This is a genomic window from Rhodococcus sp. NPDC076796, assembly GCF_040702765.1.
In the GTDB taxonomy this organism is placed as follows: domain Bacteria; phylum Actinomycetota; class Actinomycetes; order Mycobacteriales; family Mycobacteriaceae; genus Rhodococcoides.
Window position 1 is genome coordinate 448,402 of the sequence record NZ_JBFBMS010000004.1, and the last position, 17,556, is coordinate 465,957.

Sequence of the window (17,556 nt, forward strand, 5' to 3'; positions counted from 1 at the left end):
TCACACGTGCAGCCTCAACCAGCTCGCTGCGGCGTCCTGCATCGCCGTCGTGAAGCGGTGCGGCTCCGAATACCATTGAGTTGAAAGGCATTTCGAGTCTCTGTAGTCGCGATGCAGTGATGCCTCGGCGTCGCGCATGCCTGCCGTGCCGAAATGTGAGTCCTGCTCGGCGAATTGGACCAGCAGTGGAGTCGGGGCGGCCGAGCCCGCGATCTGCGGCCAGTCGCAGACCGCGGGCATGCCCGGTGTGATCATCAGCCAGCTGGTGTCGTCCGCACGACCGTCGGCGATGTCGGCGTACGTGCTCATCGAGGCGGTGATCACCCCGGCTCGCAGTCGGTCGCTGCAGGCCAGTAGATGTGCGACGCGGGCTCCGCCGCCGGAGAATCCGGCGGTGGCGATGCGATCGGGGTCCACCTCGGCGCAGGCGCGTAGCACATGCAGCGCCGTAAGATCTTCGGTCAGTATCCGGCCTGCAAGCGAGCTGCTCTGCAGCGCAGCCACTTTCGCCAGGCCGTGCTCGTGCTCGCGGGCGGCCGCCTCGTATCGCTCCAGTCCGTCCAGGTGTGCTCCGGCCCGGCGAGCCCGCTCGGGAAGCTGCTCCCACGGCACCCGGCGGGAGCCCCACGGGAACACGTCGTGGATCAGGACCGCGAAACCCGCTGCCACCAGGCCGACTGCGGGCGCACCGCCGTCGTACCCGTGCTCGCGCAGTGCGGCGATGCCGGGCGCGATGCCGTCGGGACCGTCGGCCACCTTCTCCTTGCCGTAGAGCTTCATCCCGTCGTGGCCGTGCATGAGCAGGATCGCGGGCAGTGGGTGCTCTGCTGCCGGGGGCGTCAGCAGCCACGCGGACGTGTCGTTCCAGGTCAGTTCCACTCCGCGGACGCCGTCACGTATCCACCTGCGACCGCGTGTCACCTGCGGGGGCGGTGGGGTTTCGGTGACTCCGAGGGCCTTCCCTATCGCTGCGCGACGGGCGAATCGTGGACAGCCGGGCTCGAATTGTGTTCCCATGTGTGAACTCAGTTCTCTCTATCGAACAAATCAGCCATCGAAGGATGACCCCTATGACCGTCGACCGCATCGTCGCGCACGCCTATCCCTGGGACGTACTCGGTGATCCTCACTTCGTCGAGCGCGCCCGCAGGCTCGGGGTGCGCGAGATCTCGCTCGCCGCGACCTATCACTCCACCAGGGCGGCAACTCCGCTGCACCCGCAGCACAAGGTGGTCGACGCCCATCACGCCGCGCTGTACCGGCCGGTGCGTCCCGAGGCCTGGGCCGGCCACGCGATCACAGCGAAAACGGCCGACTGGGGCGGGGCCCAGGACGCGTTCGGCGAGGCGGCGGCCTTCCTGCTCGACGCCGGATTTCTGGTGAACGCCTGGATCGTACTGACGCACAGCACAATTCTCGGCCACACCCATCCCGACGCGACCGTCGTCAACTGTTTCGGAGACGCCTATCGCTATGCGCTCGCTCCAGGGCATCCCGACATCGTTCGGTACTGCGCGACGCTCGCCGCCGAGGCGATACGCGGCGTCGAGGTACACGGCGTGTCCGTCGAGGCCTGCGGACAGCTCGGTTTCGCGCATGTCGGACCACACGAGAAGACGGACGGCGCGTTCCCTGGAATCGGCGACACCCTGATGTCGATCAGCTGCACGCAGCGCGAGCTCGACGCGTGGAGCGAGCGAGGGGTCGACTCGGCGAAGGTGACGCAGAAGCTGCGCGACGGCGTCGACGCGCTGTCGGCCGGAACCCTGCCTGCAGGTGCGGCCATCACGGACGTGTTGGACGCCGACGAGATCGATGCGGTGGTGGCGGTCCGTCACGCCGACGCCGATCACCTTCGCGGCGAAGTGCTTGCCGCCGTGCGTGACCAGGCACCGTCGGCACGCGTGACGTTGCACGGTCATCCCGAGCCGTGGAAGACGGGCCCCTCGCCTGCGCTGACCGCTGCCGCACCGGCCGATGTCGACGCGGTACTCGTCTCGGCCTGGCCTGCGACGGCCGAGACCGTGTCGGTGGTCGAGGCCACCCGCGCTGCCGTCGGCGACGGGGTGGATGTGGGTGCCTATGTATCGGTACTGCCGCCGAAGAAGCTCGACGAGGTGGCCGCGCACGTGGCTGCGACGGTCGACGCCGGGGCGAACGAGCTGCACCTCTATCACCTCGGTCTCGTCAATCGACCCCAGCTCGATGCGTTGGGGTCGATCGTCACAACGTATTCGTAGGGGTCTGCAACGGGTGCTCCACTCGACCGGCCTCGGCGCGGAATCCCGCAGTTGGGGTGGTCGAGTGGAGCTGAACGTGCATCACCGCATTCGTTGGCCGAGCGGGTGATCGCAGAACGCTCCGCCGACTCGCTGCAGGATCGGGTCGGAGAACGTCCACTCGTGCTCGGCCAGGAACTGCTCGGCGAACTGTTCCGCGTCGTCGCGAGGCAGGTATCCGATCTCCGCACCCTCGCTGCCGGACCACCACGCGCGCGAGTTCTTCGAGATGCCCCACACGGTGTGAAAACCCTTGGCGCTGTCCGACAGTGACGCCTCGATCAGCCGGGCAGTATCGGCAGGCGACATCCAGGTGGCCAGGCCACGGTAGTTCGGCGGCGCGTCGAAGCTCGAGCCGATACGGAGATTGACGACGTCGATGCCGAAGCGGTCGTGGTACATCCGGCCCAGGGCTTCCACTGCGGCCTTGCTCCACCCGTAGAAGCCGTCGGGTCGTGGAGCGGCGTCCCCCGGAAGCGGTTCGCCGCCCGCCTCGTCGTGCGTCCAGAAGCCGACCGCGTGATTGCTCGACGCCACCACCACGCGGGTGACTCCGTGCGTCACCGCGGCCTCGAACACAGCCTGAGTGCCGTCGACGTTGACGGACAGGATGTTGGCCCACGAGTCCTCGGTGCTCAATCCGCCGAGGTGCAGAATCGCGTCGACACCGTCCACTGCAGCGGCCACGGCGGCGCGATCGGTGACCGATCCCTGCACGAATTCCTCGGTAGCAGAATCGATGTCACTGATCTCGGCGATATCGAACAGGCGCAGCGTGCGGCCGGGAGCCGCCAGTAGCGGCCGGAGCATCGCGCCCATGTTGCCTGCGGCTCCGGTGATGAGCACTCGTGAAACGGTGTCGGTCATTCTTCTCGAACTCCTTCGATGGAAACCTTGTAATGGGCATCACAGTAGTACATACTTCTAAACGAAGTCAGCATTCTGGCATTCATTCATATATGTGAACCTCACTCGGATCGTCCGGCACGTTCCTGCCGGTGAAGGGACCACCATCATGGCCACCGTCGCATTCCAGGGCGTCACCAAACTCTTTCCCGGCGGCGACAAAGCTGCCGTCGACCAACTCGATCTCGACATCCAGGACGGTGAATTCCTCGTCCTCGTCGGCCCGTCCGGCTGCGGAAAGTCGACGTCGCTGCGGATGCTCGCCGGTCTCGAAGAAGTCGACAAGGGAGCCATCACCATCGGCGGCAAGGACGTCACCGACCATCAGCCCAAGGATCGCGACATCGCGATGGTCTTCCAGAACTACGCTCTCTACCCGCACATGACAGTCGGCGAGAACATGGGATTCGGCCTGCGTATCGCGGGTGAGGACAAGGCCGAGATCAAGCGTCGCGTCGAGGACGCTGCCAAGATCCTCGACCTCACCAAGTTCCTCGACCGCAAGCCCAAGGCGCTCTCCGGTGGTCAGCGTCAGCGAGTTGCCATGGGCCGCGCCATCGTTCGCAAACCCCAGGTGTTCCTGATGGACGAGCCGCTGTCCAACCTCGACGCCAAACTCCGGGTACAGACCCGCGCGCAGATTTCCGCGCTGCAGCGTCGACTCGCCACGACGACCGTGTACGTCACCCACGATCAGGTCGAGGCCATGACCATGGGCGATCGCGTGGCCGTCCTCAAAGACGGTGTACTGCAACAGTGTGACTCGCCGAGGCGCATGTACGAACATCCGAACAACGTCTTCGTCGCCGGCTTCATCGGATCGCCTGCAATGAACCTTCTCGAGCTGCCCCTCGTCGACGGCGGCGTCCGCTTCGGCGGCGAAGTGGTTCCGGTTCCCCGCTCCGCCATCGCCGGAATCGGTGAGAACACAGTGACACTCGGCGTGCGGCCCGAGGACCTGCAGATCACCACCGGGGCGGGCCTCGAAGTGACCATCGACGTCGTCGAAGAACTCGGAGCCGACGCCTACGTCTACGGCCAGGCCGATATCAACGGCACTCGTCAGCCCATCGTCGTCCGCGCCGACGGTCGCATCCCACCGAAACGCGGATCGACGATCACGCTCTCCTACGCCGCCGAGCGCACCCACCTGTTCTCCACGGTGACCGGCGAGCGTTTGGTCGACTAGTAGTGGAGCGCTGACGCGCAGGTGCGCGGGAGTGGGGGGAGCGCTGACGCGCAGGTGCACGGAAACTCGACCCCTGCTACGAGGTTCCGTGCACATGCCGCGAAGCGGCTCGTCCCACCGGTACTGTTTCTCGAGTGACAGACGCTCACCAGGCATCGCGATGGTCCGCGATCTTTCGACCAACGCCGGTTCGGGTCATGGCGTCGGGCTTCGCGCTCGCCATTGTCTTCGGGGCAGGCGTGCTGCTGATTCCGGGCTCCACCCAGTCCGGGAGTGAGGCCGGAGTACTGCAGGCGTTGTTCACGTCCACCTCGGCGGTCAGTTTGACGGGCCTGATCGTGGTGGACACCCCGGTGTACTGGTCGGGCTTCGGGCAAGGAGTGATCCTCGGTCTGATCCAGATCGGTGGATTCGGCATCATGACGATCGCGTCGTTGGTCGGTTTGGTGCTTGCCGACCGAATCGGACTGCGTGGCAGACTCAATGCCGCCGCAGAGGTACGCACCTCCGGGCTCGGCGACGTGCGCAGCGTTGTCATCGGAGTGTTCCGAACCAGCCTGCTGATCGAGACCGTCGTCGCGATCTGTCTCGCGCTTCGATTCGCGATCGGGTACGGCGAGAGTCCCGGCCGGGCCGTCTGGCTCGGCGTCTTCCACTCCGTGTCGGCGTTCAACAACGCCGGATTCGCGCTGTTCAGCGACAGCATGATCGGGTTCGCCACCGATCCGTGGATCTGTGTTCCGCTGATGATCGCCGTCGTGCTGGGAGGCATCGGGTTTCCGGTGCTGTTCGAGTTGTTCCGGCACGTTCGGCGGCGTCGAGGCCGGCAGAAATGGTCGCTGCACACCCGCCTGACGCTCTCGGTCACCGGCGTTCTGCTCGTGGTGGGACCGGCGCTGGTTCTGTTGCTCGAGTGGTCCAGAACCCTGGGCGAGTTCGGGATCTGGGACAAGATGCTCGTCGCCACGTTCGCGGGCGTCATGCCGCGCACCGCTGGGTTCAACAGCGTCGACTACGCCGACGTCGACAACGCGACCCTGCTCGTCACCGACGTTCTCATGTTCATCGGTGGCGGCAGCGGCGGCACCGCAGGCGGCATCAAGGTCACCACCTTCGCCCTGTTGCTGTTCGTCATCCTCGCCGAAATCCGTGGCGATCGAGATGTGAGCATCTTCGATCGCCGGATCGACCCGCGAGTACAGCGTCAGGCGTTGACCGTGGCCCTGATCGGTGTCGCCCTGGTCATGCTCCCGGTCGTCGCGTTGCTGGCGGGAACGGATTTCGACCTCGACGTCCTGCTGTTCGAGGTCGTCTCGGCCTTCGCCACGGTGGGTCTTTCCACGGGCATCACCGCGCAGTTGCCGGGGTGGGGGCAGGTCATTCTGATCGTTCTGATGTACCTGGGCCGCATCGGTTCCATCACTCTGGTCAGCGCCCTTGCCGCCCGCGACCGCGGTCGGCGTTACACGCTCCCCACGGAAAGGCCGTTCATTGGCTAGGAAACCGTCCTCCGAAGTCGTCGTCGTCCTCGGCCTCGGCCGCTTCGGCAAGTCGCTGGCACTGGAACTGATGGGCCAGGGTGTCGAGGTCCTCGGCATCGACACCGACGAGGCTGTGGTGCAACGTGTCTCGGACCGACTCACGCACGCCGCCGTGGCCGACACCACCGACGAGGAGTCGTTGCGACAACTGTCGGTGCACGAGTACGACCGCGCAGTCGTGGGCATCGGATCCGATCTCGAGGCGAGTCTGTTGACCGCATCCGCGTTGATCAACCTGTCGGTGTCCAACATCTGGGCCAAGGCGATCAGCAACGCACACGCCAAGATTCTCACCCAGATCGGCGTGCACCATGTGGTCAGGCCCGAGCACGACATGGGCAAGCGCGTCGCCCACCTGGTCCGCGGCCGGATGATGGACTACATCGAATTCGACGACGGTTTCGCCATGATCAAGACCTCTCCGCCCACCTCCATCATCGGAAAGAAGTTGGGCGAGAGCGGAATACGTACCAAACATCGTGTCACTGTCGTCGCGGTCAAGCGTCAGGGTGAGGGATTCACCTACGCCACGGCCGACACGGTGATCGGCGCAGGCGATACCGTCATCGTCTCCGGTCAGGTTCGAGACGCCGAACGATTCAGTGAGTCGACCTGAGTGATTCCAGCGTCGCCCGCGCGCCCTGCTCCTGCAGAGACGCCAGTTGTTTCGTGTACTCGGCGACGAAGCGCTCGTTGTCGATGAGATCCCCGAACACTGCGCGGTTGGCGATGAACGCCGTGGGATTCTCGCGCTGACTCTGCGCGATCGGCACCAGTGAGTCCTTCAGCTGGTCGACGATCTCGATGGGCTCGCCGGATTCGTCGACGGCCTCGGCGTAGCGAGCCCAACTGGCCACCACCGCGGTGGAGCGGGCGATCTCACCGCCGGTCTCGAGGTTCTTGCGGATGACAGGCAAGAGCCACTTGGGAATTCGATCCGAGGACTCGGCACACAGGCGGGCGACGGTATCGCGGATCTCGGGGTTGGAGAACCGCTCTATCAACGTCCGCTTGTAGTCGGTCAGATCAATGCCGGGGACCGGCTGCAGCGTCGGGGTCGCCTCCTCGTCCATGTAGGCGAGCAGGAACTCGGAGAACAGCGAATCCTGGCACACCTCGTGGACGAGGCGATAGCCACTGAGATAGCCGAAGTACGCGAGCGCCTGGTGGCTGGCATTGAGCAACCGCAGCTTCATCAACTCGTAGGGGGTGACATCCTCGACCACCTGCACGCCCACCTCTTCCAGCGGCGGACGTCCCAGGGTGAAGTTGTCCTCCAGCACCCACTGCGTGAACGGCTCGCCCGCGACGGGCCACTGATCGTCGATGGCGTATCGCAGCGAAAGCTGTTCGGTCACTTCCGGTGTCGTGACCGGCGTGATGCGATCGACCATCGAATTGGGGAACGCGCCTTCCGCTTGGATCCAGTCGGCCAACGCCGGATCCTTGAGGCGCGCGAACGTCGTGAACGTCGATTGCGCCATATGGCCGTTGCCCTCGATGTTGTCGCAGGACATGATGGTGAACGGCATCATGCCGCGGTCCTTGCGTCGAGCCAGAGCCTCGATGACGAGCCCGAATGTCGTTGCGGGCACTGCGCCGTCGGCGAGGTCGGCGACGATCGCCGGATTGTCCGCGTCGAACTCGCCCGTCGTCGCGGAGAAGTTGTAACCACCCTCGGTGATGGTGAGCGAGACGATCTTCGTCGTGTCGGCGGCCATCTTCTCGATCACGGCTTCGGCGTCGTCCGGCGCGAAGAGGTACTCGACGATGGAACCGATGACGCGGGTGTCCCACGTGCCGTCGGAATGCTTGAGCGCCAACGTGTACAGGCAGTCCTGTGCGTGCATGACGTCGTTCATTCGCCGGTCACCGGGTAGTACCCCGACGCCGCAGATTCCCCAGTCCAGCGCCTGTCCTTGCTGCAGCAGGCGGTCGACGTACATCGCCTGGTGAGCGCGATGGAAGCCGCCGACACCGAAATGCACGATGCCCACCGTCACCTCGGATCGGTCGTACGTCGGAACTGCGACGTCCTCGATGAAGTCGGCGAGGTTCTGCGAGTTCAACTTCATGCGTTGTTCTCCTTCGAAAGTCCTGGAATGACTACGGCTTTGATGCTTCCGGGTTGCCTGTCGGCGTTCAATGCATCCTCGACGCCATCGAGTCCGAAACGCGCCGTCACCATCGCGTCGAGATCCACCATGCCCGACGCCACCAGCGCGCGTGCGATCGGCCATGTGTTGGCGTAGCGAAAGACGCCGGTGAGCAGCAATTCTCGGTTCTGGATCCGCGAGATCGGCAACGGGTAGTCCGATCCGCCCATGCCGACGAGGACGACCGTCCCAGCGGGGCGCACCGCGTGGATGCCGTCGACCACGGCTCGGGCCGCACCGGATGCGTCGATGAAGGCGTCGACCGTCAGTGCGCGCACGTCCTCGGCGGCGGGGTCGAGTACGCGCGTCGCGCCGAACTTCTCTGCGTTGGCGCGGCGGGAAGCGTCGATGTCGGTGACGATCACCTCGGTGGCTCCGAATGCGCGCGCGACCTGCGCGGTGACGAGCCCGACCGGGCCCGCTCCCGCGATGAGCACACTCGAGCCCGCGGAGATGCGTGCCTTCTGGGCCGACGCGATGCCGACCGACAGCGGCTCGAAGAGAGCTGCGGCCTCGTCGGAGATGTCGTCGGGGACGTCGTGAGCGAAGGTCGATTGAATCAGCACGTACTCCGCGAGCGCACCGTCGATGGGCGGCGTCGCGAAGAACTCCATGGCGGGGCACAGGTTGTAGCGGCCTGCGCGGGACGGCGCGCTGGTGGGATCGGGGCGCTGCGGCTCGATGGACACGCGCTGTCCGACGCGAGTGTCGGAGACCTCGGAGCCCACGGCCACGATGACGCCCGCCGCTTCGTGTCCGAGTACGAGCGGGCCGTCGACGACGTAGTCGCCGATGTGTCCCTCGCGGTAGTAATGCGCGTCGGAACCACAGACCCCGACTGCCGTGACCTGCACGAGGACCTCGTCGTGCGCGGGCGCGGGGACGGGTCGTTCTTCGAGTCGTATCTCCTGCACTCCGGTCAGGACGCTGGCCTGCATGGACTGTGGCACTGGTCGCTGGTGGCGAGGGGGTGTTGTGTAGATCACACCTTAATGTTAGCTTAGTGAGCAGATGAACACGAGCTGAGCATTTGCTCACTGGTCAGGGAGGCGTCATGGACGGAACGGAGCCCGGCGGGGCGAAGTCTGCGCGGTCCGGCGAGGACCTGCGCCTGGCTCTGCGCGCCGCAACCATGTATCACCTCGAAGGCGCGACTCAGGCCGAGATCGCCGTGAAGCTCGGCGTCTCGCGCCCGACCGCAGGACGGCTCGTCGCACGGGCCCGCACGCAGGGGCTGGTGACGATCGAGATCAATGTCCCCGACGATCTGCAGGGCACCGTGCATGCCGACCTCGAGCGCGAACTCGAGGCGCAGTACGGATTGACCGAGGTGCTCGTCGTCTCGGACGTCATCGACGGCACGGATGCCGGCTACGGATCCCTGGGGCGCGCGGCGGCAACGCTGCTCTCTCGTCGGCTGAAGGATCAGGATGTTCTGGGCTTCACCTGGGGACCCGAGACGGTCGCGGTGGCGAGTTCGCTGAAGACGCGATCCACCAAATGCGCTGCGGTGGTGCAACTCGACGGTTCCATCACCTCGGCCGACTACCAGACCGGCGTCGAGTACACGCTCGGGCGGTGCGCTGCATACCTGCAGGCGACACCCATCAGGCTCAACGCACCGCTGTATGCCGATCAGGCGACTGTCGTTGCGTTGGAGCAGGATTCCGTGATCTCGCGCGCCCTCAAGGCCGGGACCGATGCCGATGTGATGATGTACGGCATCGGTCCCGTTTCCACGTCCACCACGTTGTTCGAGGGCAGTTTCATCGACCTCGAGGTGCTCGACGAACTCCGCCGGCTCGGTGCGGTCGGTGAGATCGGCGGCCGGTTCTACGACGCCGACGGCAAGGACACCGGTGGATCGCTCCCCGGCCGAACCGTGTCGGTGGGACTCGATGCCATCAGGGCCTGCGATCGGGCCGTGCTCGTCACCGGTGGAAAACGAAAACACGAAGCGCTGCTCGGTGCACTGCGCGGTGGTCTGGCGTCGATCTTGGTCACCGACATCGAAAGTGCGCGTTGGCTCGTCGATCGATCCACATCAGCGTCGAATGGAAAGGTATGCCAGTGAAAGTTCTACCGAAAGTGGTTGTCGCGACCTCGCTCGCGACGACCTTGGTGGTGTCCGGATGTGCCGGTGCCGGCTCGTTCGGTGGTGACGGTGACGGGACGACGATCACCGTCGCGATCGTCTCGAATTCGCAGATGTCCGATGCCATCTCGCTTGCTCCGGAGTTCGAGGCGGAGAACCCGGGCATCAACCTGAAGTTCGTATCGCTGTCGGAGAACGAGGCCCGTGCCAAGATCACGGCCTCGGTCGCGACCGGCGGCGGTGAATTCGACGTGGTGATGATCAGCAACTTCGAGACCCCGCAGTGGGCCGAGAACGGTTGGCTGACCAACCTTTCCGAGTACGCGGATGCCACACCGGGGTACGACGAGGACGACTTCATCCCGACGTTGAAGGAGTCTCTGTCGTACGAGGGCAGCATGTACTCGGTGCCGTTCTACGGTGAGTCGTCGTTCCTGATGTACCGCAAGGATCTGATGGAGCAGGCCGGTATCGACATGCCGGCCGAGCCCACCTGGCAGCAGGTGGCCGATGCTGCGGCAGCACTCGACAGCCCCGGCCTCTCCGGAATCTGCCTGCGTGGCAAGCCCGGTTGGGGTGAGGTGCTCGCGCCGCTGAACACCGTCATCAACGCATTCGGCGGCCGCTGGTACGACGAGAACTGGAACGCTCAGTTGAACAGCCCCGAGGTACGTGAAGCCGTGCAGTTCTACGTCGACACCGTGCGCGAGCACGGTCAGGCCGGCGCGGCCACCAGTGGCTTCAGCGAGTGCGGAACGCAACTCTCGCAGGGCAACACCGCAATGTGGTACGACGCCACCTCGGCCGTCTCGGTCCTCGAGGACCCGTCGTCGAGCAACGTCGTCGGACAGATCGGTTACGCCAAGGCCCCGTCGGCGGCCAAGGGCGACAACGGCTGGCTGTACTCCTGGGCCCTGGGCATTCCCCAGACCAGCGAGGCTCCCGACGAGGCGTGGAAGTTCGTCTCGTGGATGACCAGCAAGGAGTACCTGAACAAGGTCGGTAACGAACTCGGTTGGGAGCGTGTGCCTCCCGGAAGTCGGCTCTCGACCTACGAGATTCCCGAGTACGCGGAGGCGTCGGCCGCCTACGGTCAGCTGACCCTCGACTCCATCGACAGTGCCGACCCGAACGATCCCACCGTGGATCCGGTTCCGTACACCGGAGTCCAGTTCCTGACCATTCCGGAGTTCCAGGACCTCGGTACCCGGGTCAGCCAACAGATCAGTGCCGCAATCGCCGGACAGATCAGCGTCGACGACGCGCTCGACCAAGCGCAGCAATACGCCGAAGTGGTCGGCAAGACGTATCAGGAGGACCAGGGATGACCACCACCGAAGAACGGACGGCTCCGGCCGAACCGGAGAAGTTCGTACCGAGACCGAGAACGATCTCCAAGGCCGAGGGCTGGCGTCGACGCGGACCACTGTTGCCGGCGTTGGTGTTCGCCATCATCGTCACCCAGATCCCGTTCCTGTTCACGCTGTACTACTCGACGCAGTCCTGGAACCTCGTTCGTCCGGGTTCGCGTGAGTTCAACGGTCTGAACAACTACGTGGATGTGTTCCGCGACAGTCAGTTCCGTGAGGTCGCGATGAACACCGTGATCATGATCGTCGGAACGGTGATCATCTCGGTCGTCCTGGGTCTGGCCCTCGCGTTGCTGCTCGATCGAAAGTTCATCGGACGCAGTCTTATTCGCACGCTGCTCATCACCCCGTTCCTCGTCACCCCGGTGGCCGGTGCGCTGATCTGGAAGACGACGATGTTCGATCCCGTCTTCGGTCTGATCAACTTCGCGCTGAGTCCGTTCGGAGTCGGCGAGATCGACTGGGTGTCGCGGTTCCCACTGGCCGCGGTCATGACGAACCTCGTCTGGCAGTGGACGCCGTTCATGATGCTACTGATCCTCGCCGGACTGCAGTCCATGCCCAAGGACATCGCCGAGGCCGCACGTGTCGACGGGGCAGGCCCGTTCAAGCTCTTCCGCGAGTTGACGTTGCCGCACCTGCGCCGGTTCATCGAACTGGGCACCGTCCTCGGCGCGATCTACCTCGTCAACACCTTCGACGCCGTCTACATGATGACCTCCGGTGGACCAGGAGTCGCGTCGGCGAACCTGCCGTTCTACATCTACCAACGTGCCTTCCTCGGCTTCGACATCGGTCAGGCCGCGGCCATGGGTGTCGTCACCGTGGTGGCAACCATCGTCCTCAGCACCCTGGCGCTGAGATTGATCTTCAAGAGCTTCAGCGCAAACGAGGAGGCGGCGTGATGAGCACGGCAACTACGAGCAAGAAGAAGGCCGTCCCGCACACCTCCGACGGCCAGGAGATTCGCAAGAAGAGCAAGTGGGGCCCGGGCACGGTCTGGTCGTTCGTCGCTTGGGTGGCCGGCATCGCCTTCTTCTTCCCGGTGCTCTGGATGGTGATCACCGGATTCAAGCAGGAGGCCGACGCCTACTCCAACCCGCCGAAGCTGATCTTCACCCCCACCCTCGATCAGTATCGAGGTGTACTCGAGAGCGGCATCGGCACCACCCTGCTGAACTCGGCGTTCGCGACGATCGTCTCGACCATTCTCGTTCTGCTGCTCGGTGTTCCGGCGGCCTTCGCGCTGTCACTGCGGCCGGTCAAGAAGACCCAGGACGTGCTGTTCTTCTTCATCTCCACCAAGATGCTGCCCGTCGTGGCCGTCATCGTTCCGCTGTACGTCATCGTCGGTGACATCGGCATGCTCGACAACATCTGGGCGTTGGTGGTTCTCTACACCGCGATGAATCTTCCTATCGCCGTGTGGATGATGCGCTCGTTCTTCATGGAGGTGCCGGCGGAACTACTCGAAGCCGCCAGCATGGACGGTGCTTCGCTGTGGACCTCGGTACGCGAGGTGATCCTGCCGCTCGTCTCGCCCGGCATCGCGGCGACGTCGTTGATCTGCGTGATCTTCTCGTGGAACGAGTTCTTCTTCGCCGTCAACCTCACTGCCGTTCAGGCCCAGACGATTCCGGTGTACCTCGTCGGATTCATCACCGGCCAGGGTCTGTACTGGGCCCAGCTGTCCGCCGCTGCGACGTTCGCAGCACTCCCCGTCGTCCTTGCCGGATGGTTCGCGCAGAACAAGCTCGTGCGCGGCCTGTCCTTCGGCGCCATCAAATAGGAGAAAGTCTCATGGCTGCAATCACGTACAAGAAGGCATCCTGCGTCTACGAAGGTGCCGATTCGCTCGCCGTCGATTCCCTCGACCTCGACATCAAGGACGGCGAGTTCGTCGTCCTGGTCGGACCGTCCGGCTCCGGCAAGTCCACCGCCCTGCGTATGCTCGCCGGTCTCGAGGAGATCGACGGTGGCGCAATCGAAATCGGCGGCAAGAACATGGTGGGCGTTCCGTCCAAGGACCGCGACATCGCCATGGTCTTCCAGAACTACGCGCTCTACCCCAACAAGACCGTCGGGGAGAACATGGGCTTCGCGCTCAAGATGCGCGGAGTGAGCCTCGAGAAGCGTCAGGCACGCGTCGCGGAAGCAGCCCGTCTGCTCGATCTCACCGAGTACCTCGATCGCAAGCCCGGCAAGCTCTCGGGCGGACAGCGTCAGCGAGTTGCCATGGGCCGCGCCATCGTTCGTGAGCCGCAGGTGTTCTGCATGGACGAGCCGCTGTCCAACCTCGACGCCAAGCTACGGGTGCAGACACGTACGCAGATCGCGGCGTTGCAGCGCAGGCTCGGCACCACGACGGTGTACGTCACCCACGATCAGGTCGAGGCAATGACGATGGGCGATCGCGTCGCCGTCCTGCGCGGCGGCAAACTGCAGCAGTTCGCGTCGCCGACGGATCTGTACGACAACCCCGTCAACGCGTTCGTCGCAGGATTCATCGGCTCCCCGGCAATGAACCTGATGACGGTACCCATCGGCTCGGGCGGCGTGCAGATCGGTAAGTTCCTGCTCCCGCTCGAGCGCGACGAGCTGACCAAGCTCGCGAGCCTGGGTATCGACGAGGTCACCATCGGAATGCGGCCCGAGAACCTCGGCATCGTCCACGGCGGCGGCGAGGGCTTCGAGGGCAAGGTCGATCTCATCGAGGAGCTGGGCAGCGAGTCCTACGTCTACGCACACCTCGACGACCCCAAGGTCAAGGGACTCGACGGGGGACCGGTGTCGTTGGTTGCGCGTTCGGCAGTGCGTGCCCCGGCCAAGATCGGCGAGAGCATCGGATTGACGCGACTCGACGGTGCGATCCACCTCTTCCACCCGGAGACCGGGGAGCGCATCTAGCGCGGCTGGTATGGGGTCTTTCGAGCGAGGATCAGTGCCGTCAGAAGTGCGGCACCCCACAGCAGGAAGATGCCGTCGAAGAACAGGTGTCCGTACTTGACACTTCGATTCTCGTCCGAGGCGATCAAGCCGATCACCGCACCGACGAACGACGCTCCGCCCCAGAGGATCAGCAGCACAGAGCCGGGCCAGGATATGCCGAGAACCAACGACGGCAGCCTGGTCCGGTTCTGTGCTGCCAGGCGCGGCCGGTTCATGTACGCGAGGGCCGGAAGAATTGCCGCGCCGAGCTTGACCAGCGCGAGCACCAGCAGTGCAGTTCGCGCTGTCTCCGGTTCTCTGTCGACCCACTCCGTGGCGAAGGAGCCGACGGTATCGAGCATCCACCGTCCACCGGAGGCCCAATAGCCGGAAAATGCTGCGTGGACTATCCCCAGTGCACATGCGATCGCGAAGTATCTGATGGCCACGGTGACCGAGGGTAGCCCAGTCCTTACCCCCGTTCAGGGGTAGCGAGGGTTTGTTCATCTCCCCTAGCGTGGTGGTGATGGGCATCACACGCGCAGGAGGAAACATGGTCGAATCGGCACATACGGAATTCAGGAACGCACGCGATCTACTACTCGACGCCTACGGCGAGTACGACCGCGCAATAGCAACTTTCGAATGGCCGTCGTTCGGTGAGACGTTCAACTGGGCGATCGATTGGTTCGATGCGATCGCGCGAGACAACGATGGCACCGCGCTGTGGATCGTCGAAGAGGACGGCAGCGAGGCCAAGTACAGCTTCGACGACATCGCCCGTCGATCGGACCAGGTCGCCAGGTGGCTCGAGCAGCAGGGAATCGGCCGCGGCGACTCGGTGATCCTGATGCTCGGCAACCAGGTGGAGCTGTGGGAAGCGATGCTCGCGGTGATGAAGCTGGGCGCGGTGTTGATGCCGACCACCACGGCCATCGGATCCGCCGACCTCACAGATCGCGTGGTACGCGGCAATGCGCGCGCCGTGATCGTGAACCCCTCGGACACCGGCAAATTCGACGAGGTCCCCGGTGACTACCTGCGCATCGCCACCTCCGCGTGTGATGGTTGGGTCGACTATGCCGAGGCACGTGGCGTCGAGGCCGTACCGTTCGAGTCGGTGACCGCTCCCGCCGACCGTCTGCTGATGTACTTCACCTCCGGCACCACCAGCAAGCCCAAGCTCGTCGAGCACACGCAGATCTCCTACCCCGTAGGGCATCTGAGCACCATGTACTTCCTCGGGCTTCGTCCGGGCGACGTGCACCTGAACATCAGCTCCCCGGGGTGGGCCAAGCATGCGTGGAGTTGCTTCTTCGCGCCGTGGATCGCCGAGGCGACGATCTTCATCTACAACTACGGAAAATTCGACGCGAAAGCACTGCTCGAGCAAATCCGGCGGGCCGAGGTGACGACGTTCTGTGCACCCCCGACCGTGTGGCGCATGCTGATTCAAGCCGATCTCGCCGGCGGCGGTGGTTCGCTGCGCGAGGCCATCGGAGCAGGGGAACCGCTCAACCCCGAGGTGATCTCGCGGGTGCAGCAGGAATGGGGCCTGAGCATCCGCGACGGGTTCGGCCAGACGGAAACCACTGCACTGGTGGCCAATACACCCGGCGCGGTACTGAAGTCCGGGTCGATGGGGAGACCGCTGCCGGGCGTTCCGGTGGTGATCGTCGACCCCACCACCGGCGAACTCGCCGACGAGGGCGAAATCTGCCTCGACCTGGCCCAGAACCCGTTCAACCTGATGACCGGCTACCTCGGCGACCCCGAACGCAATGCTGCTGTCATGGCCGACGGCTACTACCACACCGGCGACGTCGCATCACGGGACTCCGAGGGCTACATCACCTACGTCGGCCGTACTGACGACGTGTTCAAGGCCTCGGATTACAAGATCTCCCCGTTCGAGCTCGAAAGCGTACTCATCGAACACCCCGCCGTTGCCGAAGCCGCGGTGGTGCCCGCCCCCGACGAGACGCGACTGGCCGTTCCCAAGGCATATGTGGCATTGGCGTCGGGCTGGGAACCCAACGAGGACACTGCATTCGAGATTCTCAAGTACGCCCGCGAGCACCTGGCACCATTCCTGCGTGTACGCCGTATCGAGTTCTTCGAGCTACCGAAAACGATCTCCGGCAAGATCCGCCGAGTGGAGTTGCGCGCTCGCGAGGATGCGGCCGTGGGACCACTGGAGACCGAGTGGCGGGATGACCAGTTCCCTGCGCTGAAGAGGTGATGACACTCGGATCACCTGTCCCAGAACCGTGCGAGAGCGCCGAGCACCTCCTCGGACGCCGCCATCGTCGTCGCGTGGTCGAATCCGCGAATGACATGCAACTCGGAGTTCGGGACCAACGCTGCGGCAGCTCGGGTGTCGTCGAGCCTGGTGCCGTCCTGACTGCCGACGTAGAACAGCGACGGTTGGGTGAATCGCTGCAACGCCTCGTCCGGTAGGCCGGGATCGGCGTCGGACGCTCGAATGTACGCGGCCATGGCCTGGGCGTCGTTGGCGGAGAACACCGCTCGGGTACCAGCATCGATGGGGAACATGCGGTGGCTGCTCCACACCTCGAGAAAGCCATCCATGCCGCGCTGCTCCAACACGTCCGCGCACCCGGGAAAGAACAGGCGATCGAACGCGCCGGCCTGAGCGCCGTGACTACCGCCGCCGACAGCCAGTGATCGCACTCGTTCGGGCCTCGCCGCTGTCAACGCCAAGCCCGCCCGGGCCCCGAACGAATACCCCAGATAGTCGACGGTATCGACACCCACTGCGTCGAGCACCGCCGTCAGATCGCCGACGATACTGCTCATCGCATACGCGTCGGGAGTATGGGGCTTGTCGCTGCGGCCGTGCCCGCGGCTGTCGATCAGAATCAACTGCCGACTGCCACGCAGGGCCTTCACATAGCCGAACGTCCGCCAGATCGTGTGCGTCAGAAAACTGCCGTGCACCATCAACAACGGCGGCCCGGACCCCACCACCGTGTACGCGATCCGTGTCCCATCATCTGCATTCGAGGCGTACTCCACCCCGCGATTCTCACCTCTGGAGTCCACTCAACGTGACATTGACCCCCCCAACT

At 64.5% G+C, this 17,556-nt stretch carries 16 protein-coding genes; 10 read left to right on the plus strand and 6 right to left on the minus strand.

Annotated features, from left to right (window positions below):
• The gene (locus tag AB0366_RS16130; RefSeq protein WP_366244802.1) at positions 1–1,017 is read right to left on the minus strand and encodes a hypothetical protein; all 1,017 of its coding nucleotides are present in this window, start codon (positions 1,015–1,017) and stop codon (positions 1–3) included.
• Between the two features lie 53 nt (positions 1,018–1,070).
• Here AB0366_RS16130 and AB0366_RS16135 point away from each other — a divergent pair, with 53 nt between their 5' ends.
• Complete coding sequence (locus tag AB0366_RS16135; protein ID WP_366244803.1) at positions 1,071–2,240, plus strand: hypothetical protein; 1,170 nt, start codon at positions 1,071–1,073, stop codon at positions 2,238–2,240.
• A gap of 81 nt (positions 2,241–2,321) precedes the next feature.
• Here AB0366_RS16135 and AB0366_RS16140 read toward each other — a convergent pair whose 3' ends face one another.
• Complete coding sequence (locus AB0366_RS16140) at positions 2,322–3,146, minus strand: NAD(P)-dependent oxidoreductase (protein ID WP_366244804.1); 825 nt, start codon at positions 3,144–3,146, stop codon at positions 2,322–2,324.
• A 148-nt stretch (positions 3,147–3,294) separates the two neighbouring features.
• On the opposite strand from AB0366_RS16140, the gene ugpC reads away from it, so the two are divergent.
• The 3 genes from ugpC to AB0366_RS16155 all read left to right on the plus strand — a co-directional run bounded on the left by ugpC (position 3,295) and on the right by AB0366_RS16155 (position 6,531).
• Entirely contained in the window at positions 3,295–4,374 is a 1,080-nt protein-coding gene (ugpC, locus tag AB0366_RS16145) for a sn-glycerol-3-phosphate ABC transporter ATP-binding protein UgpC (protein WP_366244805.1), read from the plus strand.
• A gap of 197 nt (positions 4,375–4,571) precedes the next feature.
• Positions 4,572–5,873 carry a potassium transporter TrkG gene (locus AB0366_RS16150; protein WP_366244953.1) on the plus strand — a complete coding sequence of 434 codons (1,302 nt, stop codon included), beginning with the start codon at positions 4,572–4,574 and terminating at the stop codon, positions 5,871–5,873.
• Positions 5,866–6,531: a TrkA family potassium uptake protein gene (locus AB0366_RS16155; RefSeq protein ID WP_121871308.1), complete on the plus strand. Its 666-nt coding sequence runs from the start codon at positions 5,866–5,868 to the stop codon at positions 6,529–6,531. The genes AB0366_RS16150 and AB0366_RS16155 overlap by 8 nt, the downstream gene beginning before the upstream one ends.
• On the opposite strand, the gene AB0366_RS16160 is transcribed toward AB0366_RS16155, so the two are convergent.
• Positions 6,515–7,990 (minus strand): mannitol dehydrogenase family protein, encoded by a 1,476-nt coding sequence (locus AB0366_RS16160; protein WP_366244806.1) that lies wholly within the window; start codon positions 7,988–7,990, stop codon positions 6,515–6,517. The two genes, AB0366_RS16155 and AB0366_RS16160, sit on opposite strands and share 17 nt — an antisense overlap.
• Positions 7,987–9,009 carry an NAD(P)-dependent alcohol dehydrogenase gene (locus AB0366_RS16165; RefSeq protein ID WP_366244954.1) on the minus strand — a complete coding sequence of 341 codons (1,023 nt, stop codon included), beginning with the start codon at positions 9,007–9,009 and terminating at the stop codon, positions 7,987–7,989. Before AB0366_RS16165 ends, AB0366_RS16160 begins: the two co-directional genes overlap by 4 nt.
• A 116-nt stretch (positions 9,010–9,125) precedes the next feature.
• Here AB0366_RS16165 and AB0366_RS16170 point away from each other — a divergent pair, with 116 nt between their 5' ends.
• Genes AB0366_RS16170 through AB0366_RS16190 form a run of 5 tightly spaced genes read left to right on the plus strand, consistent with a single transcriptional unit; the run spans position 9,126 to position 14,443 of the window.
• The gene (locus tag AB0366_RS16170; RefSeq protein ID WP_366244807.1) at positions 9,126–10,145 is read left to right on the plus strand and encodes a sugar-binding domain-containing protein; all 1,020 of its coding nucleotides are present in this window, start codon (positions 9,126–9,128) and stop codon (positions 10,143–10,145) included.
• Positions 10,136–11,494: a sugar ABC transporter substrate-binding protein gene (locus AB0366_RS16175; RefSeq protein WP_366244808.1), complete on the plus strand. Its 1,359-nt coding sequence runs from the start codon at positions 10,136–10,138 to the stop codon at positions 11,492–11,494. Before AB0366_RS16170 ends, AB0366_RS16175 begins: the two co-directional genes overlap by 10 nt.
• A complete protein-coding gene (locus AB0366_RS16180) occupies positions 11,491–12,441 on the plus strand; it encodes a sugar ABC transporter permease (RefSeq protein WP_121871304.1) in 951 nt (316 codons plus the stop codon). Before AB0366_RS16175 ends, AB0366_RS16180 begins: the two co-directional genes overlap by 4 nt.
• Complete coding sequence (locus tag AB0366_RS16185) at positions 12,441–13,325, plus strand: carbohydrate ABC transporter permease (RefSeq protein WP_121871303.1); 885 nt, start codon at positions 12,441–12,443, stop codon at positions 13,323–13,325. Before AB0366_RS16180 ends, AB0366_RS16185 begins: the two co-directional genes overlap by 1 nt.
• Before the next feature lie 11 nt (positions 13,326–13,336).
• Positions 13,337–14,443 carry an ATP-binding cassette domain-containing protein gene (locus AB0366_RS16190; protein WP_094615408.1) on the plus strand — a complete coding sequence of 369 codons (1,107 nt, stop codon included), beginning with the start codon at positions 13,337–13,339 and terminating at the stop codon, positions 14,441–14,443.
• On the opposite strand, the gene AB0366_RS16195 is transcribed toward AB0366_RS16190, so the two are convergent.
• Positions 14,440–14,913, minus strand: a complete 474-nt coding sequence (locus tag AB0366_RS16195) for a DUF3995 domain-containing protein (RefSeq protein ID WP_366244809.1) — start codon at positions 14,911–14,913, stop codon at positions 14,440–14,442. The genes AB0366_RS16190 and AB0366_RS16195 overlap by 4 nt on opposite strands.
• Before the next feature lie 104 nt (positions 14,914–15,017).
• On the opposite strand from AB0366_RS16195, the gene AB0366_RS16200 reads away from it, so the two are divergent.
• Complete coding sequence (locus AB0366_RS16200; RefSeq protein ID WP_366244955.1) at positions 15,018–16,706, plus strand: AMP-binding protein; 1,689 nt, start codon at positions 15,018–15,020, stop codon at positions 16,704–16,706.
• A gap of 11 nt (positions 16,707–16,717) precedes the next feature.
• Here AB0366_RS16200 and AB0366_RS16205 read toward each other — a convergent pair whose 3' ends face one another.
• Complete coding sequence (locus AB0366_RS16205) at positions 16,718–17,503, minus strand: alpha/beta hydrolase (protein ID WP_366244956.1); 786 nt, start codon at positions 17,501–17,503, stop codon at positions 16,718–16,720.
• Between the last annotated feature and the right edge of the window lie 53 nt (positions 17,504–17,556).